Origin of the sequence: Rhizobium sp. 2YAF20 (assembly GCF_052114685.1) — a bacterium.
Classification (GTDB): domain Bacteria; phylum Pseudomonadota; class Alphaproteobacteria; order Rhizobiales; family Rhizobiaceae; genus Rhizobium.
On the sequence record NZ_JBFRFF010000004.1, the window covers coordinates 12,006 to 35,235 of the forward strand.

The following is a 23,230-nucleotide window of genomic DNA, read 5'->3' on the forward strand; positions in this document are numbered from 1 at the left end:
ATCGGTGGAAAGCCACCAAACGCTCTTTAGGAGCACATTCATCGGACCCGAAATGGGGTCTAAGGCATTGTCGATCTCGCTTGGTTACGGATGTTGTCGCAGCAGCTTTTATCTGGAATGAACAGGCCCCGGGATATTCGCCCGGCTGTTGTCTGGCTGCTGACCGCTCAAGAAGACCAAGTGCGACTTTCATTATCCGGTACAGCAGTTGCGGGTTGCATCCGGTCTGTCTCTAGGGCAGTCCGGGCCGACCTGCTGTGGCTGTACCGAGGAGCACAGCTTTCATGGCAGACAAAATGCTTATCGATGCGTCTCACGAGGAAGAGACGCGCGTTGTCGTTGTACGCGGGAACCGCATAGAAGAATTTGACTTCGAGTCCGAGCACAAGAAGCAAATACGCGGCAACATCTACCTCGCAAAGGTCACCCGGGTAGAGCCCTCGCTGCAGGCGGCCTTCGTCGACTACGGCGGCAACCGGCACGGCTTTCTCGCCTTCGCCGAAATCCATCCCGACTACTACCAGATCCCGCTTGCGGATCGCCAGGCGCTGCTTCGAGCGGAAGCCGAGGATCGCCGGGATGACGATGTCGAACACGTCGAAACCGCATTCGATCTTTCCAAGCAGGAACAGCCCGACGTCGGCATCGTCCCGAAGGACGAGCCTGTAGCGGCGCCAGCCGAAGCAGATCCGGTTTCAGCAGAGCCCGTTGCGGTAGAAGCCGAGGCGCCGGCCAAGAAGGCGGCCAAGCCACGCCGCAGCCGCAAGAAGGTGGTCGAGGCGGCCCCCGAAGAGGCCGCTTCCGCCGACAATGACGACGAAGGCCCGGCTGGCGAAATGGCCGCCATGGTGGAGACCGATTCGATTTCGGAAGATATCGATCTGATCAAGCGTCGCGGCGACGACGACGATGACGATGACAACGGCGAAGAAGAAGTGATCGAATCCGTCGGCGCCGAAGACGCCATGGAAGAGGTTCCGGATCGCGTCGCCCGTCGTCCGCGCAAGCAGTATCGCATCCAGGAAGTCATCAAGCGCCGGCAGATTCTGCTCGTTCAGGTGGCCAAGGAAGAACGTGGCAACAAGGGCGCGGCGCTCACAACCTATCTGTCGCTGGCCGGCCGCTATTCGGTGCTGATGCCGAACACTGCGCGCGGCGGCGGCATCTCCCGCAAGATCACCAATCCGCAGGATCGCAAGCGCCTGAAGGAAATCGCCCGGCTGCTCGAGGTGCCTTTGGGCATGGGGGTCATCCTGCGCACCGCCGGCGCCAACCGCACCAAGGTCGAAGTCAAGCGCGACTTCGAATACCTGATGCGTCTTTGGGAAAACGTGCGGACGCTGACGCTGAACTCGACGGCCCCCTGCCTCGTCTATGAGGAAGGCAGCCTGATCAAGCGCTCGATCCGCGATCTCTACAACAAGGACATTTCGGAAGTCATCGTCGCAGGCGAGGAAGGCTATCGTGAAGCGAAAGACTTCATGAAAATGCTGATGCCGAGCCACGCAAAGGTGGTTCAACCCTATCGCGACATCCATCCGATCTTCTCGCGCTCCGGCATCGAGGCGCAGCTCGACCGCATGCTGCAGCCGCAGGTGACGCTGAAGTCGGGCGGCTACCTGATCATGAACCAGACGGAAGCGCTGGTTTCGATCGATGTCAACTCCGGCCGTTCGACCCGCGAGCACTCGATCGAGGATACCGCTCTCCAGACGAACCTCGAGGCCGCGGAAGAAATCGCCCGCCAGCTTCGCCTTCGCGACCTTGCCGGCCTTGTCGTCATCGACTTCATCGACATGGAGGAAAAGCGCAACAATCGCGCCGTCGAGAAGAAACTGAAGGAATGCCTGAAAAACGATCGCGCCCGCATTCAGGTCGGTCGCATCTCGCATTTCGGCCTTCTGGAAATGTCACGCCAGCGCATCCGCGCTTCGGTGCTCGAAAGCACGACCCAGGTCTGCTCGCATTGTGGAGGCACCGGTCTGGTGCGTTCGCAGTCGTCGGTCGCCCTGCATGTCCTGCGCGGCATCGAGGAGTACCTCCTCAAGAACACGACGCACGATATCACCGTGCGCTGCACGCCCGAGACGGCGCTCTATCTGCTCAATCACAAACGCAATACGGTCGTCGACTACGAGAGCCGCTTCGGCGTCTCGATCGTGATCGGTGCCGACAACACTGTCGGAGCACAGCACTTCGCGATCGATCGCGGCGAGCCTGTTGAAAACCCCGTCAAGATCGAGACCCTGTTCAACTTCGCCGCTGTTCCGGAAGATGACGACGACGATGTCATCATCGAGATGGATGAAGACGAAGACGAAGAAATCGAGGAAAAGGCAGCCCCGGTCGAGCAGGTTGTCGTTCGCTCTGAAGGTGATGGCAACCGCAAGCGCAAGCGCCGGCGCCGTCGGCGCGGCAAGAGCGGCTCGGGCGATGGCCAGAACGCCCAGGATGCCGCAGGTTCCTCCACTGAGGATGGCGATGACGACGCTGAAGGCGACGAGGACGAAGGCGACGATAGCGCAGCAAGCACTACACCAGCCGTTGCCGGCGACGACGAGCCTCAGAAGCGCAAGCGCCGCCGTCGCGGCAAGCGTGGCGGCCGTCGCAACCGCGATGAAAATGGCGAACTGATCGCCGATGGTGAGAATGCGAGCGGCGACGCCTCTGATGAGGGGGATGTCGATGAAATCGACACCCCGCCTGCCCCAGAGCCGAAGAGGACTGAAGCGGTCACCGAAGTCGAGAACGAAGCAGCCGTTGTAGCAGTCGAAAGCGCATCCGGCGCCGTGGAAGATGTGAAGCCGGTCAAGGCGCGACGCAGCCGCAAGCCAAAGGCTGACGCATCTGCTGCGGAAGCGGCTGTCGCAGAGGTGGCCGCGGTTGAAGCGGCTCCTGTCGAAATGGCTCCGGCGGCCGAACCGGAAGCCATCGCCGAGGTGGCGAGCGTCGCGGTTTCAACCGAAGTGGAAGCAGAAAAGCCTGCCCGCGCCAACCGCCAGTCGAACGTCTCGTCTTCGGAGCCGGTGGTGAAATCCACCCGCACAGCCGAGCAGACCGATAGCGACGGTAAGCCTAAGAAGGCCGGCTGGTGGCAGCGCCGTGGCTTCTTCTGAAAGATAGTGTTCGGTAAAGACTGATCATAGCCGGCCGCAGCGATGCGGCCGGTTTTTTATGCCATAACGCAATGGATACCGAGCAAGCGCTCTCGACCTTTGAGGCAATTCTTCGAATTGCACCTCAAGGTGAGGGCTCCAAAGGGCGCCGCCGCGCAATGGCTGACAGCATTCACTGCTTCCGATGAATGTTTGCGAACCGGCTCTTGATGGAGCTCTACAGATCCCTCCCCGATCCCCATATTGAGCTGAACAGATGCCGCCCCAGCCCTCATGTAAGGTGCCGCGCCGCCGGAGCGGAGGTGGAGGCGGCGGGCCTCGAACCACGAGGGATGGCCGCGTGGCTGGCGGCTTTCGATGGCGGGAGCCGCAACGGAGCAAGCGCCCTCGCCCTTCGAGGCTCCGGCCTATGGCCTGTGCACGTTGGGGTGAGGGCTCGGCAGACCGCGAGCCAGCCTTCATGTCTTGAATCAACGCGCTCGGAATCCGATTCCGCCGATCACCGCAACACTCTGAAATCAGACTCTATTTCAGCCAGGCTGCGATGCGGTCTACCGCCTCTTCGATCTCGGCATTCGAGCCGGCGTAGGAGAAGCGCATGGCGCGGTGGCCCTCGAGCGGATCGAAATCGAGCCCCGGCGTGGCGGCGACATTGATCTCGGCCAGCATCTTGCGGGCAAACAGCATGCTGTCGTTCGTGAACCGGCTGACATCGACATAGGCGTAGAACGCGCCGTCCATCGGAGAGGCGATCGAAAAGCCGATCTCCGGCAGCCGTCGCGCCAAAAGGTCACGGTTACGGCGGTAGCTTTCCTTGTAGACGTCGAGCTCCGCGGCCGCTGTCAGCGCCGCCTTCGCAGCGATCTGCGAAAGCTCGGGCGGGGAGATATAAAGGCTCTGCGCGACGCGCTCGACGGGGCGCACGAGGCGCTCGGGCAGGACCATCCAACCGATCCGCCACCCAGTCATGCAATAATATTTCGAAAAGGAATTTATAACGATCGCCTCGTCGGTGATTTCAAGGGCGCTCGCCTCTTCGCCTACGAAGGTAAGGCCATGATAGATCTCGTCGGAGATGAAGGCGATGGACCGCTCAGTGCAGTAGTCGGCCAAGGCCTTCAGCCCCTCCCTGCCCGTCACCGTTCCTGTCGGGTTGGCGGGGCTTGCCAGCAGCACGCCCTTGAGAGGCTTGCCGCTTGTCGCTTGGGCCGCCTCCAGGCTCTCTGGCGTCAAGGTGAAATGCGTTTCCGCAGTCACCGGCACTTCGACGACCCTTAGACCCAAGGCGGCAAGGATGTTGCGATAGGCGGGATAACCCGGTCTCGCGATTGCGACACAGTCGCCCGGATCAAACAATGTCAGGAAGGCCAGATTGAAGCCTGCCGACGAACCAGTGGTTATCGCAATGCGCGCCGGATCGATCGTCAATCCGTGATGGCCAAGATATTGATCGGCGATCGCCTGCTTCAGGCTCTGGGTTCCCAGCGCGTCGGTATAGCCGATGCGCCCATGATCAAGTGCCGCACGCGCGGCCTCAAGCGCCACCTTCGGGGTCGGATGCGAAGGCTGGCCGACCGCCATCGAGATGACGGCATGGCCCGCCTGGCGCCTCTTCGTTGCCTCGGCGAGAACATCCATGGCATGAAACGGCTCGACTGCGCTGCGCTTTGATAGGGAAAACAAGATCAATATGTCCTTGAATGGAGTTGCGGTCAGACAATTGCCGCAATAATCCGTTGTTCACAATCCCGCGATTGATGCCTTGTCACGATATTTCCTGTTTCAGGATTGCCGGGCACACCTTAACCTGCCGCTTTGTGTCGATGGATTTTAACCATGCGGTGGTATCCGGAAACATGATTGCACTAAATGAACGGTTCACGAGGATTTCCATGGCCCTTTTCCCAAAGCCCCTACTTGCTGTCTCAACCGCAGCGATCCTCGCCTCACTGGCGTTCTTCCAGCCCGCCGCCGCCTTTGACGACAACCAGAAGAAGGAACTCGGCGACTTCATCAAACAATATCTGATGGAGCACCCTGAGGTTCTGCTGGATGCGCAGGCAGCGCTCGACAAGAAGCAGGAAGAAGCCAAGCTCGTTCAGGCCAACAAGGCCGTTGCCGACAACAAGCAGACCATCTTCAATGCCAACTATGACGTCACGGTCGGCAACCCGAAGGGTGATGTCACCGTCGTCGAATTCTTCGACTATAATTGTGGCTATTGCCGGCATGCGCTAAGCGACATGGACGCGTTGCTGGAGAAGGACAAGAATATCCGTTTCGTGCTCAAGGAATTCCCGATCCTCGGACCGGATTCGGTGGCCGCATCCAAGATTTCCGATGCTTTCCGCAAGCTTGCCCCAGAGAAATACGCAGAGTTCCATCATAAGCTGCTTGGCAGCGATGGACGCGCCTCCGAGGACAGCGCCATCGAAGTGGCCACGGCCCTCGGCGTCAAGGAGGATGCACTCCGCGCGGAAATGACCAAGAGCCCTAACAGCGGGTCGGTCAAGGAGACCTACCAGCTCGCGACCGATCTCGGCCTTACCGGCACGCCCTCCTACATTATCGGCAACGAGGCGATCTCCGGCGCGGTCGGCGTCGACGTCATCACGGAGAAAGTGAACAACGTACGCGCGTGCGGGAAGACAACCTGCTAAACCTCCGCTCGTTAAATTGCCGGAATGAGAGCGTTCTAACACTGTGGACAAGCGTGACCTATGACCTAAGGGCTTTCCTCCAAGTCCTTGGGAGTCTATAGGTTGCGCTCTACTTTGACGGAACCTTAGATGACGCCAACGATTTTCGTCCTGAACGGACCCAACCTGAACGCGCTGGGAAAGCGCGAGCCGGGCATCTATGGCGGCACGACGCTAGCGGATATCGAGGCGGAATGCCGGTCGGTGGGCCAAACGCTGGGCTTTGCCATAGATTTCAGGCAGAGCAATCACGAAGGCGTTCTCGTCGACTGGCTGCATGAGGCGGGCGAAAGCGCCGTCGGCGTGGCAATCAATCCCGGAGCCTATGGACACACCTCCATCGCCATGCACGACGCGATCCGGGCGATTTCCATCCCGGTGGTTGAGGTTCATATCTCCAATATCCACGCGCGTGAGGAATTCCGCCATACTTCGATGATCACTGCCGCTGCCAAGGGGATGATCTCAGGCTTCGGGCCTCACAGCTACATCCTGGCGCTGCACGCGCTGAAGAACATCATGCAATGACAAGAATTACAGGGCAAAACTCTATGGCTGATAAGAAATCGGGTATCGACCAGACACTGATCCGCGATCTGGCGAACATTCTCAATGAGACCGATCTGACCGAGATCGAAGTCGAACAGGACGATCTGCGCATCCGCGTCTCGCGTGCCGGCACGCCGCAATACGTCCAGGCGCCGATGATGGCTTCCGCTCCGGCTGCCGCTGCCCCGTCCGTCGCCGCCGCGCCAGCAGTTGCGGTCCGCAATCCCGACAATGTCGTCAGCGCTCCGATGGTCGGCACGGTCTATATGGCATCGGCTCCCGGTGCGCCGGCCTTCATCGAGGTTGGCAAGACGGTCAAGGAAGGCCAGACGCTGCTGATCATCGAAGCCATGAAGACGATGAACCAGATCCCCGCTCCGCGCTCCGGCATCGTCGTCGAAATTCTCATCGAGGATGGCCGACCAGTTGAATACGGCGAAGCCCTCGTCGTCATCGAGTAGGCCATGCCAATGATTTCCAAGATTCTCATAGCCAATCGCGGCGAGATCGCCCTTCGCGTGCTGCGCGCCTGCAAGGAGCTTGGCATCGCTTGCGTGGCCGTCCACTCGACAGCCGATGCTGACGCGATGCATGTGCGGCTTGCCGATGAAAGCGTGTGCATTGGGCCTCCGCCCGCCCGCGACAGCTATCTCAACATTCACCAGATCGTCGCGGCCTGCGAGATCACCGGCGCCGACGCCGTGCATCCGGGCTATGGCTTCCTGTCGGAAAACGCCAAGTTCGCCGACATCCTCGACGCGCATGGCATTACCTTCATCGGCCCGACGGCCGAGCATATCCGGCTCATGGGCGACAAGATCACCGCCAAGCTGACGGCGGTCGAACTTGGTATTCCGGTCGTTCCCGGCTCCGACGGCGAAGTGAAGACCGAGACGGATGCGCTAAGGACCGCGGCCGAGATCGGCTATCCCGTGCTTATCAAGGCGACGGCGGGCGGCGGCGGACGCGGCATGAAGGTTGCGACCTCGGCTGACGAACTTGTCGAGGCCTGGTCGACGGCCCGCACGGAAGCCGCAGCCGCCTTCGGCAACGATGCCGTCTACATGGAAAAATACCTGAGCACGCCGCGCCACATCGAAGTGCAGGTGTTTGGCGACGGCGAAGGCAATGCCGTCCACCTCGGGGAACGCGACTGCTCGCTGCAGCGGCGTCACCAGAAGGTTTGGGAAGAAGCCAATTCACCGGCGCTCAACGTCGAGCAGCGCATGAATATCGGCCAGATCTGCGCCAATGCGATGAAGAAGCTGAAGTATCGCGGCGCCGGCACGATCGAGTTTCTCTACGAGAACGGCGAGTTCTATTTCATCGAGATGAACACCCGTCTGCAGGTGGAGCATCCGGTCACCGAAGCAATCACCGGTATCGACCTCGTTCACGAGCAGATCCGCGTTGCCTCGGGCGGCGGCCTGTCGGTCACTCAGGACGAGGTCCATTTTCATGGCCATGCGATCGAATGCCGGATCAATGCCGAAGACGCGCGCACCTTCGTGCCTTCGCCCGGCACGATCACGCATTTCCATGCCCCCGGCGGCCTTGGCGTTCGCATCGATTCCGGCGCCTATCAGGGCTACAAGATCCCGCCCTACTACGACAGCCTGATCGGCAAGCTGATCGTGCATGGACGCACGCGCGTTGAATGCATGATGCGCCTGCGCCGTGCGCTCGACGAATTCGTCGTCGATGGCATCAAGACCACGTTGCCGCTGTTCCAGGACCTGGTTTCCAACCAGGATATTGCGAACGGCGACTATGATATCCACTGGCTTGAGAATTATCTGGCCAGAACCTCAGTCTGAGGAACCATGCATGATGGGGACGCGCAGAAGGTCACCAGGTATTACACCCGAGATCCTTTTGCGCGCCTATTCCATCGGGCTCTTCCCGATGGCGGAATCGGCTGACGACCCCGAGATTTTCTGGGTCGAGCCGGAGCTTCGCGGTGTCCTGCCTCTCGACGCCTTCCATGTCTCCAAGAGCCTTGCCAAGACAGTCCGGCAGAAGCCGTTCGACATTCGCTACGATTGGGATTTCGACGGCGTCATAGCGGCATGCGCCGAGCATACCAGCGGCCGCCCGAGCACATGGATCAACAGGACGATCCGAACTCTCTATTCCGCACTCCACAAGGTCGGGCATGCGCACTCCGTTGAGGCGTGGGATGGGAAAAAGCTGGTCGGCGGACTCTATGGCGTGTCGCTCGGCTCGGCCTTCTTCGGCGAAAGCATGTTTTCGCGCCGCACCGATGCTTCGAAGATCTGCCTCGTGCACCTCGTCGAGCGGCTACAGGCGAAAGGCTTCACCTTGCTCGACACGCAATTCACCACCGAGCACCTGAAAAATTTCGGGGCGATCGACGTTCCGAAAGACGAATATACCAGCATGCTGGCCAAGGCCATGGAATCACCCAACCTCATTTTTTGATGAAAAACGCAACCTGGAGACGTTGCTTTAAACGGCTATTTCGCTACTCTGCGGCAGACGTGGGGGGTTGTGCGTTGAGAATTCATCTTTTAGTTACTATGTTTATCCTGGCTCTCGCCTCGCAGGCGGATGCAAAATCCTACCGTGAAATGTTTGGCGAGGATGTGCCGTCAAACCAGGACGGAGAGGTCCTGAAGACGCTCGATTTTCAGCAGGGAACGATCAAGCTGCCCGCGGCAAATGTGACGCTGACTATTTCCGACCAGTTCTACTATCTCTCGCCGGAGGACACCGGTAAGGTCATCGCCGATCTCTGGGGCAATCCGAAGGGCACCGCCAAAGGCGCTCTCGGCATGCTGTTCCCGGCCAAGCATTCACCCGTTGACAACGGCTCCTGGGGATCAGTGATCGAATATAATGGCAGCGGTTACGTCTCGGATGCCGACGCGGCCACGACGAACTTCGATGAGGTCCTTCAGCAGATCAAGGATGCCATCGCAGCGAACAATCCCGAGCGCGAGAAGGCCGGATACCCTGCGCTGACGCTCGCAGGGTGGGCCGCCCCGCCCTACTATGACAAGACGACGCATGCCATGCATTGGGCGCGCGACCTGATCTTCGGCAAGGCACCTAATGTAAGGCATTCGCTGAATTACTCTGTTCGTGTTCTCGGACGCGAGGGCGTTCTGGAATTGAATTTTGTCGCCGGGCTCAATCAGCTCACGGAGATCAACACCGTCATTCCATCGGTAGTCAATACGGTGGAGTTCGATCCGAAGAAGCGCTATTCCGACTATGTCGATGGTGACAAGATGGCAGCCTACGGTCTGGCTGGGATGATTGCTGCCGGTGCGGGCGTGAAGATCGCCGCAAAGCTCGGTCTTCTGGCGCTGGGACTAGGACTGCTCAAGAATTTCGGTTTGGCGATCCTCGCCCTCAAGAAGGGACTGGTTGTTTCCATTGTTCCGATAGTTGCAGTCTGGCGGCGCATCGTATCTTTTTTCACTCGAAAGAAGGATTCCGAGGTCTGAACAAAGAACGCTGCACGCCAGTTGATTGGCCGGATCAATTCGTCTTGGGAGCAACCGGCGGGGGGACGTCCGACTTCTGCTTGCACTCTTTCAACCAGACGTCATAGATCGGATGTTCGACGGCGTTGAGGCCGGGGCTTGCTGCAAACATCCAGCCGGTGAAGATGCGGCGGATGCGTCGATCGAGGGTGATCTCGTCAACTTCAACGAAGCCGTCGACCTTCTGTTGTTCAGTATCATCCCTGGAATAGCAGGCCTTCGGGGTAACCTGAAGGGCGCCGAACTGCACCGTCTCGTTGAGATAGACATCGAACGTGGTGATGCGGCCGGTGATCTTGTCGAGACCGGAAAAGACGGCAACGGGATTGGCGATGCGCGCAGCCTCTGCCGGCAGCGCTGAAAACGCGCCGACGCCAATCACAAGCATCAGCCCTGTTGTCGCACGCAAAGAAGCGCTCCGCGTGAAAAACGTCATATCCGCCAGCCTCCAGCGTGGTATCGGTCGCGATGCCGCGGATGCATTACCATCGGCGCTCTCAGCGGGTAAACGCAAATTGTGGCCAAAGGGCGGGTCAAAGAACCCTTGGAGCCGTCGGAGTTGCCCTAGCCACCCGGTGTCCAGGCGTCATAGTCACCGGTGACGCGGGGGCGCTCGCCGGCAACGGCAAGGGAGCCCGGCGGGCGATAGGCCTGCGGCGAACCGGTCAGATTGGGACGGTGGCCGATCTGCCAGTCCTTGGCGACGTAGGTCTCCTTCGACGGAGGAACGTCGGTCCTGTGATGCATCCAGCCATGCCAGCCCGGTGGGATCGCGGACGCTTCGGCATAGCCCTTGTAAATCACCCAGCGCTTCTGAAGTCCGTAGGAAGACATGCCGCCTTCGTAATAGACGTTGCCGAATTCGTCTTCGCCAACGCGTTTGCCGAAGCGCCAGGTGTAGAAGCGCGTGCCCATGGTCTGGCTGTTCCACCAGGTAAAGAGCTGCAGCAGGAGATTCTTCATGTCTTTTCCTTGGTACTTGGCTTTGAGCGCGCAAGCGGGATCAGAATTCTATCCCTCGCTTATGCCGCCTGCCAGCTTTGTTGTCCAGTGATTCGCAAGGCAAAAACGGCTCATTTCAAAGCCATCTTGAAGCCGAGATGGCTCGACTTGAAACCCAGCCGTTCATAGAAACGATGGGCATCCTTGCGTACGGCATTCGAGGTGAGCTGAACGAGCCGCACGCCGCGACGCATTGCCTCGGCTATGCAGAATTCGATCATCAGCGCGCCGATCCCCTGCCCGCGCATGTCGCTGCGCGTTTGCACCGCCTCGATGATCATCGAGGACGAGCCGCGCCCGGTCAGCGACGTGGTGATCATCGTCTGAAAGGTGCCTACCACCTCGCCTTCGCATTCGGCGACATACAGTATCTGATCAAAAGATGCTTCGATCGTTCTGAAAGCCTTGAGATAGTCCGGAAAAGCATCCGGAGCGGCCGTGTCGCCGTGGCCGCCGACCAGATCGGCGGCAAAAAGCGCGACAAGTGCGGTCAGATCATCCTCACGGGCCGTGCGGATCAGGATTGGCAAACCGGTCATCTTGCCGCCTTCGACGCTCAACGTTGCGCCAATGATTTCTCAAATACCAATGTCGGTATACCGGATTGCTTTGGGCCGGCATTCTCGTTGCGGCCGACCTCGTCGAAACCGAGGCCTTGGTAGAAGCTGATCGCGAGCGCATTTTCGGGCTCGACCTCGACCCTGATCGTTTCCGCATCGGGAAAGCAGGTCTCGAGCTCGGCGAAAATGTCGCGTCCGATGCCCTGGCGCTGCAGCAATGGGCGCACATAAAGCATATGAAGCAGCACAGTCTTTGCCATATCGATGGACATGGAGGCGTAGCCCATGCCTCCGATGTCCTTGCCGCTGTCGGCCACGACAAACTCGGAGCCCTTCTTCTCCAGCCGTGTCTTCAGCGAGGCGACCGAGTGCCAGGAGGCATGCAGCTCATCGACCTTGCCAGCGCCATAGAGGCCGTCATAGGTCGCGTGCCATGTTTCCCCCAACAGTGCCCGGACCTTGTCCAGGTCGCGCTCACCGGCGGTGCGGACGAAATACATCGGCTATTCCTCGATGCCGAGCTTGGCTTTCACCAGCGCCTGGACCGCCTGGGGGTTGGCCTTGCCGCCAGTCGATTTCATCACCTGGCCAACGAACCAGCCGGCAAGCGTCGGCTTGGCAAGAACCTTGGCCACCTGATCCGGATTTGCTGCAATGATCTCGTCGACGGCCTTCTCGATGGCGCCTGTGTCGGTCACTTGCTTCATGCCGCGGCTTTCGACGATCTCGGCCGGGTCGCCACCTTCAACTAGCACGATTTCGAAGAGATCTTTGGCGATCTTGCCCGAGATGGTTTCTGCCCTGATGAGATCGATGATGCCGCCGAGCTGGGCAGGCGAAACCGGAGTCTCTTCAATACTTTTGCCGGTTCTGTTCAAGGAACCGAGCAAGTCGTTGATGACCCAGTTGGCGGCGAGCTTTCCGTCACGACCGGCAGCGACCGCCTCGAAATAATCGGCAATCGCCTTTTCCGAGACGAGCACCGACGCATCGTAGATCGACAGGCCCATATCGCGGACGAAGCGTTCCTTCTTGTCGTCGGGAAGCTCCGGCAGTCCGACCTTCAATGCCTCGATGAATGCGTCGTCGAACTCGAGCGGCAAAAGGTCCGGATCGGGGAAATAGCGGTAGTCATGCGCATCTTCCTTGGAGCGCATCGACCTCGTCTCACCCTTGTTCGGGTCGAACAGCCGGGTCTCCTGGTCGATCGAGCCGCCGTCCTCGAGAATGGCGATCTGGCGGCGGGCTTCGAATTCGATCGCCTGGCCGATGAAGCGGATGGAGTTGACGTTCTTGATTTCGCAACGCGTGCCGAACTCGCCGCCGGGACGGCGGACGGAAACGTTGACGTCGGCGCGCATCGAGCCTTCGTCCATGTTGCCGTCGCAGGTGCCGAGATAGCGCACGATCGAGCGCAGCTTGGTCATATACGCCTTGGCTTCGTCGGACGAGCGCATGTCCGGCTTGGACACGATCTCCATCAGCGCGACGCCGGAGCGATTGAGATCGACGTAAGACATGGTCGCGTGCTGGTCATGCATCGACTTGCCGGCGTCCTGTTCGAGATGCAGGCGTTCGATGCCGATCTCGACATCTTCGAACTGGCCCTGCCGATCCGGGCCGATCGAAATGACGATCTTACCCTCGCCGACGATCGGATCCTTGAACTGCGATATCTGATAGCCCTGCGGCAGATCGGGATAGAAATAATTCTTGCGGTCAAACAGCGAACGCTTGTTGATCTGAGCCTTCAGGCCCAGGCCAGTGCGCACCGCCTGCTTGACGCATTCCTCGTTGATGACGGGCAACATGCCGGGCATGGCCGCATCGACCAGCGATACGTTGGAATTTGCAGGCTTGCCGAACTCGGTGGAGGCGCCGGAAAACAGCTTCGAATTGGAGAGCACCTGCGCATGGACCTCCATGCCGACGACGATTTCCCAGTCGCCGGTGGCGCCGGGAATGAAGCGTTTCGGATCTGGTGTGCGGACGTCGACAAGGGTCATGGGATGCTCTTGAAATGCTGTTCTTGTGCTGTTGTGAGGTAAAGGAAATGGCTGATTGGTGCAAGGCTTTCGGGCCCGCTATATGCCCGGTCCATAGGTGCCGTCGCCTGTGTTGACCAGTGTTTTCGACAGGCCGACCGTCGGCAGGTCCCGGTCGAGCTTCGGCGAATAGACCACCGAGAGCCAGTGGATCTGATAGCCATGCGACTTGAAGAAGCCGATCGCCTCGGCATTGCCCGAATGCGTCTGCAGCGCCGCCTTTTCAAAGCCCTGGTCGACGATATCCTTTTCGATCTGCGAAAGCAGCGCCGAACCGAGCCCCTGGCGCAGGCTGGCGGGGTCTATCCAGAAATCGGAAATGGTTTCATCCAACCCCTCGCGCGCCGCCCAGCCGAGTGAGGCACCATTTTGCTCGACGACGGTAATTGTCAGCCAGAATTCCCTGATGAAGTTGGAAAAGGCATCGCGGGCGCTATCCAGCAACGCGTCGGTATCGCCAATCGGCGCCATCGCCTTCTGCCAGGCGCGCAGCCCGATATTCATCAGAATATCGGCATCGCCTTCACGCGCATTGCGAACGTGGATCATGGGGTCCCCAGGCTATTCTTAGCCAGTAGAACACTGTGAGCAGCCTTTTTCCAGATGCATGAGAGGTTTGAAACGCTCGCTCCGGAGTTATATGCACCTTTATCGCTGCAACGCAGGGCAGCCTTGTCGCCGTCCAGATCGAACGACGCAAGGCGACACAAATGCCGGCAAGCTGCCGAATGCGCGACCTACCACCATTTCGTCGGCGAGAACCGCCCGGCGGCTTGCTCGATGACATGGGCTGTCTTGAACAGCGTCTCCTCGTCGAACGGCTTGCCGATCAGTTGCAGACCGAGAGGCAGCCCCTTCTGGTCGAGGCCGGCAGGGACGGCGATGCCGGGAAGGCCCGCCATGTTGACGGTGACCGTGAAGATGTCGTTGAGGTACATCTTGACCGGATCGGCTGCGAGATCCTCGTCGGCAACGCCGAAGGCGGAGGAGGGAGTGGCGGGCGTCAGGATAGCGTCGACCCCTGCATGGAACACCAGCTCGAAGTCGCGCTTAATCAAGGTGCGAACCTTCTGCGCCTGCAGATAGTAGGCGTCGTAGTAGCCAGCCGAAAGCACGTAGGTGCCGATCATGATACGGCGCTTGACCTCCGTGCCGAAGCCGGCTGCACGCGTGTTCTCATACATGCTGGCAATATCCTTGCCGTCGACGCGCAGGCCGTAGCGGACGCCGTCATAGCGGGCAAGGTTCGACGATGCCTCAGCGGGCGCGACGATATAATAGGCAGGCAGCGCGTATTTGGTGTGCGGCAGCGAGATGTTGACGATCTCGGCGCCTGCGTCCTTCAGCCAGGCTATGCCCTGCTGCCAAAGCTTTTCGATCTCGTCCGGCATGCCGTCGACACGATATTCGTTCGGAATGCCGATCTTCATGCCCTTCAGCGACTGGCCAAGCGAAGCTTCATAATCCGGCACCGGCAGATCGACCGAGGTCGTGTCCTTGGCATCGACGCTTGCCATCGACTTCAGAAGAATGGCGGCATCCCGAACATCACGGGCGATTGGGCCTGCCTGGTCCAGCGATGAGGCAAACGCCACCACACCCCAGCGCGAGCAGCGGCCATAGGTCGGCTTGATGCCGACTGTGCCGGTGAATGCCGCCGGCTGCCGGATCGAGCCGCCGGTATCCGTCGCAGTGGCGCCGGCGCAAAGATGTGCGGCAACAGCTGCAGCCGAGCCGCCCGAAGAGCCGCCGGGTACGAGCTGCTGGTTCGAGCCCGTGGCACGCCAGGGGTTGATCACCGGCCCGTAGTGTGAAGTTTCGTTGGAAGAGCCCATGGCGAACTCGTCCATATTGAGCTTGCCGAGCATGACAGCGCCGTCGTTCCAGAGGTTCTGGGTGACGGTCGATTCATAGCGTGGCTCAAAACCATCGAGGATATGGCTGCAGGCCTGGGTGTGGACGCCTTCCGTGCCGAACAGGTCCTTGATGCCGAGCGGAATGCCTTCCAGGGCCCCGGCCTTGCCAGCGGCGATGCGGACATCGGAGGCCTTGGCCATATCGAGAGCCTTGTCGGCGGTTACTTTGATATAGGCATTGAGCGCGCCGTTGGCAGCGTCGATCGCCGAGAGATAGGCCCCTGTCAGCTCGGTCGCGGTGATCTCTCTGGCGGCGAGCTTGTCGCGGGCTTGCGCAATGGTCAGGCTGGTGAGTTCGCTCATCTTATCTGTTCACTTCACGTCTGAAAGGGCTGCTGGTTCGGGTCGGCGATATCGCCTCGCAGGCGAAGCGCCGCTGCGGTTTGGCGACGTCTATTCGACAACCTTCGGCACCAGGAAGAAATTCTGATCGGTGAGCGGCGCATTGGCGACGATGTCGCCTGCCTTGCTGCCGTCCGTGACGACGTCGGCGCGCTTCCTCATGACCATCGGCGTGACCGAGGTCATCGGCTCGATGCCGGTGACGTCAACCTCGGAAAGCTGCTCGACAAAGCCGAGAATGCCGTTCAGTTCGCCCATCATCCGCTCGGCCTCAGTATCGCTGACGGCGATGCGGGCAAGATGCGCGACGCGCTTCACGGTGGCAAGATCGACGGACATGGCATTCTCCGGATAGGATTTTTCCTACCCGCTATAAAGGCCATGTCCGCTGCGTGCAACGGGGGAAATATCAGAAGGACAGCACCTCGCCGGGCTTCGGGGCCGAGACTTTGGTCTTCGAACCCTCCATGCCGGCGACGAACTTCTCCGGTGTCTGGTCGATGATCGGGAAGGTGCCGTAATGGCAGGGAATGGCGGCGTTGAAATTGAAGTAGCGCTGGCAGGCAAGTGCGGCAACCGCCCCGCCCATGGTGAAGCGATCGCCGATCGGGACGATGCCGATGTCGGGCTGATGCAGCTCGTTGATCAACGCCATATCCGAGAAGATATCGGTGTCGCCCATGTGGAGCAGGCTCGCCTCGTCCTGGAAGTGCAGCATCAGGCCATTGGGGTTACCAAGCGCATGCGAGACACCGTCCTCGGTGATCTGCGCAGAGGAATGGAGGGCGTTGGTGAAGGTCGCGGTGAAGGAACCGAGCGTGACCGTACCGCCGGTATTGCCCATTTCCAGTCTCTCAAGCCCCTTGGTGCCCAGCCATGAGCCGAGGTCCGCATTGGCAAGGACGACTGCGCCGGTTTCCTTGGCAATGGCGACCGTATCGCCGACATGGTCGCCATGGCCATGGGTCAATAGGATATGTGTGATGCCTGCCGTCACGTCCTTGATGTCGAGACCGGCGAAGGAGGGATTGTGGGTGAGAAACGGGTCGATCAGGATTTTTGCGCCCGCCGTTTCGATACGGAATGCGGCGTGGCCAAGCCAAGTGATCTTCATTTATCTGCTCCTTCAATAGTTTGATGCAAAAGCGCGCCGGGATGCTAAGGACATAACCGATGTGGCCGCAAAGAGAAGCGGTGCGCCGTTCAATTTCTTTTGACGAGACAGACGACTGATGACCACGCTTACCATCGAAGAGCTTGCCGCAACGCTCCTGCCCGGTCAGGCGGTAGCGGGGCTGGATCTCGGGACCAAGACGATTGGGCTGGCAATGTCCGACCTTGGGAGGCGTCTTGCAACGCCCCGCACCGTGATCCGCCGGGTGAAGTTTACCCAGGATGCCGTTGCCCTGCTGCAATTCGCGAATAAGGAAAAGGTCGCCGCCTTCATCATCGGCCTGCCGGTAAACATGGACGGTTCGGAAGGTCCGCGCGTTCAGGCGACCCGCGCCTTCGTGCGTAACATGGCTGAAAAGACCGCCCTTCCCTTCGTCTTCTGGGACGAGCGGTGGTCAACGGTTGCGGCGCAACGCGTGCTTATAGAAATGGACGTATCACGGGCGAAACGGGCGGACCGGATTGATTCGGCCGCCGCAAGCTTCATCCTTCAGGGCGCCCTGGACAGGCTTTCATCTCTGGCAAGGCGGGACAGTCCCGATCTCGACGCCTGACGCGCCGTCCACCAGGCCTTGATGATCGCACGCTTGCGGTAGGCGATCAGCGAAAATACCAACAGTGTATCAAAAGCAATCGCGCGCATCACGAGCGGCGGAATGGTTTCCGGAGGAATGCCGAGAATGTTCCCATAGATCTGAAACACCAGGTCATGCATCTGGCGGGTATACATGAAGACGCCCATGCTCATGTCGTAATAGGAAAGCCAATACCAGCTGCCGAGAAAAAAGATGGGGCCGGCCCAGAAAATCAGAAACCACTTCATGCGGCTCCCCTTCCATACTGAGAGCCTTCGGAGCCGGAGGACAATACTAGCCAGTTCGACAAGGCCATGATGCTCAGTACCAGCGTCGGCACTGCGATATCGAGTGCAAGCACGGCGAAAAACAACATCGATGCCAGCAGGAACACGACTTTGAAGGAATTCATTCCCAGGGCCACACGTTGGTTAACTAACAGTTACAGCGCACATTCGCGCCTTAACGGAAGGGGCGCAACGTAAACCATTTGTTAAGGTTAACGGCCCTGTGGATCGCGCCACATCCTGTAATAAGCTCAACCAGTTAGCCGTAAATGCCGCGAACGATGCGCTTCACCGCAACCGATGCCTTATCCCAATCCTTCTCAGTCTTGAGGGAAAGGCCCGCGCATTGCCCGCTTGTTGCTGCCGAGAGCACCAGGTGCTGGACTGCCGCAATCAGCAAGGCATTGACGGCAACGACGTCGACGCCCTTCGGCGGGATCAACGACCCGCGCATACGGTCGATCCAGAGAGCTAGCGCCTTGGAGCGGGCCTCGGAAAGCCGCCTCACCTGCTCGGTGTTCTCGGATATTTCCCAGGCAACGATCTTGCGCATCAGCTGATCATCCCGGAGCGCCTCGATGAACAACAATATCAATCGCTCCATGAGGTCGCCGTAGGTCAATAGGAACATGCCGCCAGCATCTTCTGGGATGCGATCCCTCACCCAGCTGCCGACATCAGCGCCGATCGCCTCGACCAGCCCATCGAGCCCACCGTAGTAGCGATAGATCAGTTGCTTGTCGCAGCTGGCGCCTCGCGCCACGGCATTGATGCCGAAGCCCTGGAACCCATGTTCGGCGAGGAGCCGCTTGGCGGCCTCAAGGATGGTGCGCTCCGTGGCTGCCCTGTCTCGAACCCGCCTTCCAGGCTCGGCAGTATCGTCCAGCGGCTTTTCGAGAACGGCAATTGCGTCCGACATATGGGGCACCTCCAGCCTGTCACTGACCGGTGATTAACAGTGGGGCTTCAGGGAGACAATCGCCGCGGAGACGCGTGCGGCTTAAAGCTGTGGATTCAATCTGAAGTCGAGATCGACCGACCGAGCCATACCGTCCTGCTTGACCGGTTGCGGCCGACAGCGCAAGCCCGCGCAAGCCACGCGATTGCCAGAAGCGCACCGCACCTTCGTTCGCAAGGCTGGCTCCAAGGTGGACGGCTTTTGTGTTCGCCAGGCGCGCCTTTGACAACCACAGTTCAAGCAGCGCCGTCCCGATACCAAGGCCCTGCAGGCGGGTCAGCAGATGCATAAGAATGTGCGCAGGAAATGTGTCTGTTGTCCCTATCAGGAGCCCGCCTTGGATGGTGGATCTGAAAACTGGCAGCGCGCAGGTTGATCATGTCACCACCGTTGCGTCGGGCATGAGCCTCAAGTCGCCGGTGGATATAGCAGGTCGACGATGTAGGCGGCATCGAAACGGCTGTCGAGCATGCCATAGGTCGAGCGCCAACCGCCTGCCAGGCGGGTTTCGATGAAGGCATCGGCGATCTTGCCGGCGCCGAGGCGATAAAGCTCGGCAGCACCAGCGGCGAGCGCCATCTGCTCGATCAGCAGCCGGGCGGCTCCCTCGTCGCGCTCGCAGAGCGCCATGGCGGCGCGCAGAACCTCAATGGTCTTCTTGCCGGCCGGTCCGAGATCGCGGGCAAGGCCTGCAAAGACCATTTCGAAGAGGTCCCTGCCCCGGTTGAGAACGCGGAGAAGGTCGAGCGCCATGACGTTGCCGGAGCCCTCCCAGATCGCATTGACCGGCGCTTCCCGGTAGTGACGGGCGATCGGGCGTTCTTCGATATATCCGCTGCCGCCGATGCACTCCATCGCCTCATAGATGAGGCCGGGGGCTATCTTGCAGCACCAGTATTTGGCAACCGGTGTCATGACGCGGGCAAAGGCTGCTTCTTCGGCGCTGTCGCGCGCCTTGTCGAAAGCTTCGGCCAGGCGGAAGGAAAGTGCCGTGGCCGCTGCGACATCAAGCGCCATATCCGCAAGCACACGGGTCATGATCGGCTGATGGACGAGCATCTTGCCGAAAACGCTGCGGCCGCGCGCGTGATGGACGGCTTCGGCAAGCGAGGCTCGCATGATGCCGGTCGAGGCCAGCGCGCAATCGAGGCGGGTTAGCGTCACCATGTCGAGGATGGTGCGAATGCCACCGTCGGGCGCGCCGAGCAGGAAGCCGAAGGTATCGCTGAATTCCACCTCTGAAGAGGCATTCGAGCGATTGCCGACCTTGTCCTTCAGCCGCTGGAATTGCAGGCCGTTGGCCGAGCCATCTTCGAGCAGGCGCGGCACCAGGAAGCAGCCCATGCCATCGCCGGTCTGCGCCAGCATGATGAAGGCGTCGCTCATCGGCGCAGACATGAACCACTTGTGGCCGGACAGCCTGTAAATCCCCTCGCTGACCTTTTCGGCACTTGTCTTGTTGGCGCGCACGTCGGTGCCGCCCTGCTTTTCCGTCATCCCCATGCCGATTGTGACTGCGGACTTTTGCATCGCCGGCTTGTTCGACGAATCGTATTTGCGCGAAAGTATTTTCGGCGCCCAGTCTTTTTGCACGGCGGGAGCAGCCATCATCGCCGCCACCGAGGCGCTGGTCATGGTCAGAGGGCAGAGATGGCCGCATTCGAGCTGCGCCGTCAGGTAGAAGCGGGCTGCGCGAACCCTGTGCGCCTCGCCTTTTGCCTCGGGGTCGGCCTGCGGATCCCATATTGAGGAGTGAAGCCCGATCGACATCGAGCGGCGCATGAGGGCGTGCCAGGCCGGATGAAACTCAATGACGTCAAGCCGTTCGCCGCGCGGGCCATGGGTGCGCAGTTGCGGCACGCCCTGGTTCGCCATACGGGCCAGTTCCTGCGCTTCGTGCGAAGTGACGAACCGCCCCATCTGCTCGAGGTCGTCGCGGATCGACCGGGGAAGGCCGGAGGTCAAATCGACAATCAACGGATCGGAGCGATAGGCATTTATCCCGGACCAGAGGCTCGGCTGGTTCAGATCGGCAAGTGTTTCTTCAGTCCGGGTCGATTGTGTCATAAGACGCTTCTAGAGTAAGAAAATGACAAGGGAAACTGGAAGTTTCCGCTCGTCCCCATCCTGATCTAGCGGGATTCGCGTTAAGTTGCATGGGAAACAGGTGCGGTTGCCCGCAGGGCGCGCTTGCTCCTGGCAGACCTACTCTTTATAGACGCCCTGACGACATCCAGAGGCAGGTTCATGGTCTTCTTTCCCCACCGGCACCTCATCGGCATCAAGGGCCTGACCGAGCAGGATATCACCTACCTTCTCGATAGGGCCGACGATGCGGTGAAGATCAGCCGTCAACGCGAAAAGAAGACTTCGACCTTGCGTGGTCTGACGCAGATCAACCTCTTCTTCGAAGCCTCCACCCGCACGCAAGCATCGTTCGAACTGGCCGGAAAGCGGCTCGGTGCCGATGTGATGAACATGTCGGTCGGCAACTCCTCGGTCAAAAAAGGCGAGACGCTGATCGATACGGCGATGACGCTCAACGCAATGCGCCCCGACGTTCTTATCATCCGCCATTCCAGCGCCGGGGCTGCCGCGTTGCTTGCGCAGAAAGTCTCCTGCTCCGTCGTCAACGCCGGCGATGGCCAGCATGAACATCCGACGCAGGCGCTGCTCGATGCACTGACCATCCGCCGGGCCAAGGGCAAGCTTTCCCGCATTATCGTTGCTATCTGCGGCGACGTCCTGCATTCGCGCGTCGCACGCTCCAACATCCTACTGCTGAACGCCATGGGCGCCCGGGTGCGCGTCGTTGCGCCGTCAACGCTGTTGCCCGCCGGCATCGCTGAGATGGGCTGCGAAGTCTTCCATTCGATGAAGGAGGGGCTGGCGGGCGCAGATGTCGTCATGATGCTGCGGCTGCAGCGCGAGCGCATGTCCGGCGCATTCGTGCCCTCGGTGCGGGAATACTACCACTTCTACGGCCTCGACGCTGAGACGCTGAAGTCTGCGAAGGAGGATGCAATGGTGATGCATCCAGGGCCGATGAACCGCGGTGTCGAAATCGCATCCGAGGTGGCCGATGGCCCCCAGAGCGTCATTGCGGAGCAGGTGGAAATGGGGGTCGCGGTTCGCATGGCCGTCATGGAGACGCTGTTAGTATCGCAAAATCAGGGACCCCGGACCGACGGATCGGCCGCATGAGCAACTCCATCGTCCTCAGGAATGCCCGCATCATCGATCCGTCGCGCAATCTCGACGAGATCGGCACTATCATTGTCGAAGACGGCGTCATCGTTGCGGCCGGCAAGGACGCATTGGGCCGGGCTGTGCCGAAAGGCGCCGTCGTCAGGGATTGCAGCGGACTTGTCGCCGTGCCCGGTCTGGTCGATGCCCGCGTCCATGTCGGTGAACCGGGAGGCGAACATCGCGAGACGATCGCTTCGGCAAGCCGCGCTGCGGCTGCCGGCGGGGTCACCTCCTTCATCATGATGCCGGACACCGATCCCGTCATCGACGATATCGCCCTTGTCGAATTCGTGAAGAAGACGGCGCGCGACAAGGCCGTCGTCAACGTCTATCCGGCCGCTGCCATTACCAAGGGCCTTGCCGGCCAGGAAATGACGGAGATCGGTCTGCTTCGGGAGGCCGGGGCCGTCGCCTTTACGGACGGACACTCCGGCATCCACGACACACAGGTGCTTCGCCGCGTCATGACTTATGCCCGCGAATTCGGCGCGGTGATTTCCTGCGCAACCCGCGACGAGCATCTCGGTGCCAATGGCGTGATGCATGAGGGACTGCTGGCGAGCTGGCTCGGACTTTCCGGCATCCCCAAAGAGGCGGAACTAATCCCGCTGGAACGCGACCTCCGAATAGCCGCGCTGACCCGTAGCGACTATCATGCGGCGATGATTTCCATCCCGGAATCCGCCGAGGCGATCCGGCTTGCCCGCCAGCGCGGCGCAAAGGTCACCTGCGGCATCTCGATCAACAATCTGTCGCTGAACGAGAACGACATCGGCGAATACCGCACCTTCTTCAAGCTTTACCCGCCGCTGCGCTCCGAGGATGACCGTATCGCCATGGTGGAGGCGCTGGCCGACGGCACGATCGACATTATCGTATCGTCGCACGATCCGCAGGACGTCGACACCAAGCGGCTGCCCTTCGCCGAGGCAGAAGACGGTGCCGTCGGCCTCGAGACGATGCTGGCCGCAGCCCTTCGCCTGCATCACAACGGCCAGGTCAGCCTAATGCGCCTAATCGACGCGATGTCGACAAGACCAGCGCAGATATTCGGTCTCGACGCCGGCACGCTGAAACCAGGCGCCAAGGCCGATATTACCCTTATCGATCTCGATGAGCCTTGGCTCGTCGCCAAAGACATGCTCCTTTCACGCTCGAAGAATACGCCGTTCGAGGATGCGCGCTTCAGCGGCCGTGCCGTTGCGACCTATGTGGCGGGCAAATGCGTACACACGCTCTGATCGACC

25 protein-coding genes are annotated in these 23,230 nt (G+C 60.1%); 10 read left to right on the plus strand and 15 right to left on the minus strand.

The window, feature by feature from the left end; all coding sequences use genetic code 11:
• Positions 1-284 precede the first annotated feature (284 nt).
• Entirely contained in the window at positions 285-3,116 is a 2,832-nt protein-coding gene (locus tag AB4Z52_RS07620) for an Rne/Rng family ribonuclease (RefSeq protein WP_442217318.1), read from the plus strand.
• 525 nt (positions 3,117-3,641) lie between these two features.
• Here AB4Z52_RS07620 and AB4Z52_RS07625 read toward each other — a convergent pair.
• Positions 3,642-4,799 carry a pyridoxal phosphate-dependent aminotransferase gene (locus AB4Z52_RS07625; protein WP_442217319.1) on the minus strand — a complete coding sequence of 386 codons (1,158 nt, stop codon included), beginning with the start codon at positions 4,797-4,799 and terminating at the stop codon, positions 3,642-3,644.
• Positions 4,800-5,008: 209 nt separating this feature from the next.
• On the opposite strand from AB4Z52_RS07625, the gene AB4Z52_RS07630 reads away from it, so the two are divergent.
• The 6 genes from AB4Z52_RS07630 (at position 5,009) to AB4Z52_RS07655 (ending at position 9,837) form a co-directional block, all read left to right on the plus strand.
• Positions 5,009-5,776 carry a DsbA family protein gene (locus AB4Z52_RS07630; protein ID WP_442217320.1) on the plus strand — a complete coding sequence of 256 codons (768 nt, stop codon included), beginning with the start codon at positions 5,009-5,011 and terminating at the stop codon, positions 5,774-5,776.
• A gap of 129 nt (positions 5,777-5,905) precedes the next feature.
• On the plus strand, positions 5,906-6,343 hold the full coding sequence (gene aroQ, locus AB4Z52_RS07635; RefSeq protein WP_442217321.1) for a type II 3-dehydroquinate dehydratase: 438 nt from the start codon (positions 5,906-5,908) through the stop codon (positions 6,341-6,343).
• 23 nt (positions 6,344-6,366) lie between these two features.
• Positions 6,367-6,825 carry an acetyl-CoA carboxylase biotin carboxyl carrier protein gene (accB, locus tag AB4Z52_RS07640; protein ID WP_442217322.1) on the plus strand — a complete coding sequence of 153 codons (459 nt, stop codon included), beginning with the start codon at positions 6,367-6,369 and terminating at the stop codon, positions 6,823-6,825.
• A gap of 3 nt (positions 6,826-6,828) precedes the next feature.
• Entirely contained in the window at positions 6,829-8,181 is a 1,353-nt protein-coding gene (gene accC / locus AB4Z52_RS07645; RefSeq protein WP_442217323.1) for an acetyl-CoA carboxylase biotin carboxylase subunit, read from the plus strand.
• Between the two features lie 10 nt (positions 8,182-8,191).
• Positions 8,192-8,806, plus strand: coding sequence for a leucyl/phenylalanyl-tRNA--protein transferase (aat, locus tag AB4Z52_RS07650; protein WP_442217324.1), 615 nt, complete (start codon positions 8,192-8,194; stop codon positions 8,804-8,806).
• A 74-nt stretch (positions 8,807-8,880) separates the two neighbouring features.
• Entirely contained in the window at positions 8,881-9,837 is a 957-nt protein-coding gene (locus tag AB4Z52_RS07655) for a DUF2167 domain-containing protein (RefSeq protein ID WP_442217325.1), read from the plus strand.
• Between the two features lie 34 nt (positions 9,838-9,871).
• Here the strand turns inward: AB4Z52_RS07655 and AB4Z52_RS07660 are convergent, their stop codons facing one another.
• From AB4Z52_RS07660 to AB4Z52_RS07700, 9 genes are all read right to left on the minus strand, one after another.
• On the minus strand, positions 9,872-10,312 hold the full coding sequence (locus AB4Z52_RS07660; protein WP_442217326.1) for a DUF2155 domain-containing protein: 441 nt from the start codon (positions 10,310-10,312) through the stop codon (positions 9,872-9,874).
• A gap of 128 nt (positions 10,313-10,440) precedes the next feature.
• A complete protein-coding gene (locus tag AB4Z52_RS07665; protein ID WP_442217327.1) occupies positions 10,441-10,839 on the minus strand; it encodes an NADH:ubiquinone oxidoreductase subunit NDUFA12 in 399 nt (132 codons plus the stop codon).
• A 110-nt stretch (positions 10,840-10,949) separates the two neighbouring features.
• Positions 10,950-11,417: a GNAT family N-acetyltransferase gene (locus AB4Z52_RS07670; RefSeq protein ID WP_442217328.1), complete on the minus strand. Its 468-nt coding sequence runs from the start codon at positions 11,415-11,417 to the stop codon at positions 10,950-10,952.
• A 17-nt stretch (positions 11,418-11,434) separates the two neighbouring features.
• Positions 11,435-11,938 (minus strand): GNAT family N-acetyltransferase, encoded by a 504-nt coding sequence (locus AB4Z52_RS07675; protein ID WP_442217329.1) that lies wholly within the window; start codon positions 11,936-11,938, stop codon positions 11,435-11,437.
• A 3-nt stretch (positions 11,939-11,941) separates the two neighbouring features.
• The gene (gene gatB, locus AB4Z52_RS07680; RefSeq protein WP_442217330.1) at positions 11,942-13,444 is read right to left on the minus strand and encodes an Asp-tRNA(Asn)/Glu-tRNA(Gln) amidotransferase subunit GatB; all 1,503 of its coding nucleotides are present in this window, start codon (positions 13,442-13,444) and stop codon (positions 11,942-11,944) included.
• 78 nt (positions 13,445-13,522) lie between these two features.
• The gene (locus tag AB4Z52_RS07685; RefSeq protein ID WP_442217331.1) at positions 13,523-14,032 is read right to left on the minus strand and encodes a GNAT family N-acetyltransferase; all 510 of its coding nucleotides are present in this window, start codon (positions 14,030-14,032) and stop codon (positions 13,523-13,525) included.
• Positions 14,033-14,220: 188 nt separating this feature from the next.
• Positions 14,221-15,702 (minus strand): Asp-tRNA(Asn)/Glu-tRNA(Gln) amidotransferase subunit GatA, encoded by a 1,482-nt coding sequence (gene gatA / locus AB4Z52_RS07690; RefSeq protein WP_442217332.1) that lies wholly within the window; start codon positions 15,700-15,702, stop codon positions 14,221-14,223.
• A 90-nt stretch (positions 15,703-15,792) separates the two neighbouring features.
• Entirely contained in the window at positions 15,793-16,080 is a 288-nt protein-coding gene (gene gatC / locus AB4Z52_RS07695; RefSeq protein WP_442217333.1) for an Asp-tRNA(Asn)/Glu-tRNA(Gln) amidotransferase subunit GatC, read from the minus strand.
• Between the two features lie 70 nt (positions 16,081-16,150).
• Positions 16,151-16,855, minus strand: a complete 705-nt coding sequence (locus tag AB4Z52_RS07700) for a metal-dependent hydrolase (RefSeq protein WP_442217334.1) — start codon at positions 16,853-16,855, stop codon at positions 16,151-16,153.
• A 118-nt stretch (positions 16,856-16,973) separates the two neighbouring features.
• Between AB4Z52_RS07700 and ruvX the strand changes: the two genes are divergently transcribed.
• Positions 16,974-17,468, plus strand: coding sequence for a Holliday junction resolvase RuvX (gene ruvX, locus AB4Z52_RS07705; protein WP_442217335.1), 495 nt, complete (start codon positions 16,974-16,976; stop codon positions 17,466-17,468).
• Here ruvX and AB4Z52_RS07710 read toward each other — a convergent pair.
• From AB4Z52_RS07710 to AB4Z52_RS07730, 5 genes are all read right to left on the minus strand, one after another.
• Entirely contained in the window at positions 17,405-17,737 is a 333-nt protein-coding gene (locus tag AB4Z52_RS07710) for a DUF6105 family protein (RefSeq protein ID WP_442217336.1), read from the minus strand. The genes ruvX and AB4Z52_RS07710 overlap by 64 nt on opposite strands.
• A complete protein-coding gene (locus AB4Z52_RS07715; protein ID WP_442217337.1) occupies positions 17,734-17,901 on the minus strand; it encodes a hypothetical protein in 168 nt (55 codons plus the stop codon). Before AB4Z52_RS07715 ends, AB4Z52_RS07710 begins: the two co-directional genes overlap by 4 nt.
• Before the next feature lie 134 nt (positions 17,902-18,035).
• The gene (locus AB4Z52_RS07720) at positions 18,036-18,695 is read right to left on the minus strand and encodes a TetR/AcrR family transcriptional regulator (RefSeq protein ID WP_442217338.1); all 660 of its coding nucleotides are present in this window, start codon (positions 18,693-18,695) and stop codon (positions 18,036-18,038) included.
• Between the two features lie 19 nt (positions 18,696-18,714).
• On the minus strand, positions 18,715-19,023 hold the full coding sequence (locus tag AB4Z52_RS07725; protein ID WP_442217339.1) for a GNAT family N-acetyltransferase: 309 nt from the start codon (positions 19,021-19,023) through the stop codon (positions 18,715-18,717).
• 119 nt (positions 19,024-19,142) lie between these two features.
• On the minus strand, positions 19,143-20,801 hold the full coding sequence (locus AB4Z52_RS07730) for an acyl-CoA dehydrogenase family protein (RefSeq protein WP_442217340.1): 1,659 nt from the start codon (positions 20,799-20,801) through the stop codon (positions 19,143-19,145).
• Between the two features lie 180 nt (positions 20,802-20,981).
• On the opposite strand from AB4Z52_RS07730, the gene AB4Z52_RS07735 reads away from it, so the two are divergent.
• Together AB4Z52_RS07735 and AB4Z52_RS07740 are read left to right on the plus strand one after the other, a co-directional pair.
• Positions 20,982-21,938, plus strand: a complete 957-nt coding sequence (locus AB4Z52_RS07735; protein ID WP_442217341.1) for an aspartate carbamoyltransferase catalytic subunit — start codon at positions 20,982-20,984, stop codon at positions 21,936-21,938.
• Positions 21,935-23,224 carry a dihydroorotase gene (locus tag AB4Z52_RS07740; RefSeq protein WP_442217342.1) on the plus strand — a complete coding sequence of 430 codons (1,290 nt, stop codon included), beginning with the start codon at positions 21,935-21,937 and terminating at the stop codon, positions 23,222-23,224. The genes AB4Z52_RS07735 and AB4Z52_RS07740 overlap by 4 nt, the downstream gene beginning before the upstream one ends.
• Positions 23,225-23,230: the final 6 nt, after the last annotated feature.

Excerpts from the sequence above, each read along its gene's own strand:
- AB4Z52_RS07725 (WP_442217339.1), bottom strand. The coding sequence starts at position 19,023 with ATGCATCTGCTGACCCGCCTGCAGGGCCTTGGTATCGGGACGGCGCTG.
- ruvX (WP_442217335.1), top strand. The coding sequence starts at position 16,974 with ATGACCACGCTTACCATCGAAGAGCTTGCCGCAACGCTCCTGCCCGGT.
- AB4Z52_RS07715 (WP_442217337.1), bottom strand. The coding sequence starts at position 17,901 with ATGAATTCCTTCAAAGTCGTGTTCCTGCTGGCATCGATGTTGTTTTTC.
- AB4Z52_RS07620 (WP_442217318.1), top strand. The coding sequence starts at position 285 with ATGGCAGACAAAATGCTTATCGATGCGTCTCACGAGGAAGAGACGCGC.
- AB4Z52_RS07735 (WP_442217341.1), top strand. The coding sequence starts at position 20,982 with ATGGTCTTCTTTCCCCACCGGCACCTCATCGGCATCAAGGGCCTGACC.
- AB4Z52_RS07720 (WP_442217338.1), bottom strand. The coding sequence starts at position 18,695 with ATGTCGGACGCAATTGCCGTTCTCGAAAAGCCGCTGGACGATACTGCC.
- gatC (WP_442217333.1), bottom strand. The coding sequence starts at position 16,080 with ATGTCCGTCGATCTTGCCACCGTGAAGCGCGTCGCGCATCTTGCCCGC.
- AB4Z52_RS07675 (WP_442217329.1), bottom strand. The coding sequence starts at position 11,938 with ATGTATTTCGTCCGCACCGCCGGTGAGCGCGACCTGGACAAGGTCCGG.
- AB4Z52_RS07630 (WP_442217320.1), top strand. The coding sequence starts at position 5,009 with ATGGCCCTTTTCCCAAAGCCCCTACTTGCTGTCTCAACCGCAGCGATC.
- aat (WP_442217324.1), top strand. The coding sequence starts at position 8,192 with ATGATGGGGACGCGCAGAAGGTCACCAGGTATTACACCCGAGATCCTT.
- AB4Z52_RS07660 (WP_442217326.1), bottom strand. The coding sequence starts at position 10,312 with ATGACGTTTTTCACGCGGAGCGCTTCTTTGCGTGCGACAACAGGGCTG.
- AB4Z52_RS07740 (WP_442217342.1), top strand. The coding sequence starts at position 21,935 with ATGAGCAACTCCATCGTCCTCAGGAATGCCCGCATCATCGATCCGTCG.
- AB4Z52_RS07730 (WP_442217340.1), bottom strand. The coding sequence starts at position 20,801 with ATGACACAATCGACCCGGACTGAAGAAACACTTGCCGATCTGAACCAG.
- AB4Z52_RS07685 (WP_442217331.1), bottom strand. The coding sequence starts at position 14,032 with ATGATCCACGTTCGCAATGCGCGTGAAGGCGATGCCGATATTCTGATG.
- AB4Z52_RS07670 (WP_442217328.1), bottom strand. The coding sequence starts at position 11,417 with ATGACCGGTTTGCCAATCCTGATCCGCACGGCCCGTGAGGATGATCTG.
- accC (WP_442217323.1), top strand. The coding sequence starts at position 6,829 with ATGCCAATGATTTCCAAGATTCTCATAGCCAATCGCGGCGAGATCGCC.
- AB4Z52_RS07710 (WP_442217336.1), bottom strand. The coding sequence starts at position 17,737 with ATGAAGTGGTTTCTGATTTTCTGGGCCGGCCCCATCTTTTTTCTCGGC.
- AB4Z52_RS07665 (WP_442217327.1), bottom strand. The coding sequence starts at position 10,839 with ATGAAGAATCTCCTGCTGCAGCTCTTTACCTGGTGGAACAGCCAGACC.
- gatB (WP_442217330.1), bottom strand. The coding sequence starts at position 13,444 with ATGACCCTTGTCGACGTCCGCACACCAGATCCGAAACGCTTCATTCCC.
- AB4Z52_RS07700 (WP_442217334.1), bottom strand. The coding sequence starts at position 16,855 with ATGAAGATCACTTGGCTTGGCCACGCCGCATTCCGTATCGAAACGGCG.
- aroQ (WP_442217321.1), top strand. The coding sequence starts at position 5,906 with ATGACGCCAACGATTTTCGTCCTGAACGGACCCAACCTGAACGCGCTG.
- accB (WP_442217322.1), top strand. The coding sequence starts at position 6,367 with ATGGCTGATAAGAAATCGGGTATCGACCAGACACTGATCCGCGATCTG.
- gatA (WP_442217332.1), bottom strand. The coding sequence starts at position 15,702 with ATGAGCGAACTCACCAGCCTGACCATTGCGCAAGCCCGCGACAAGCTC.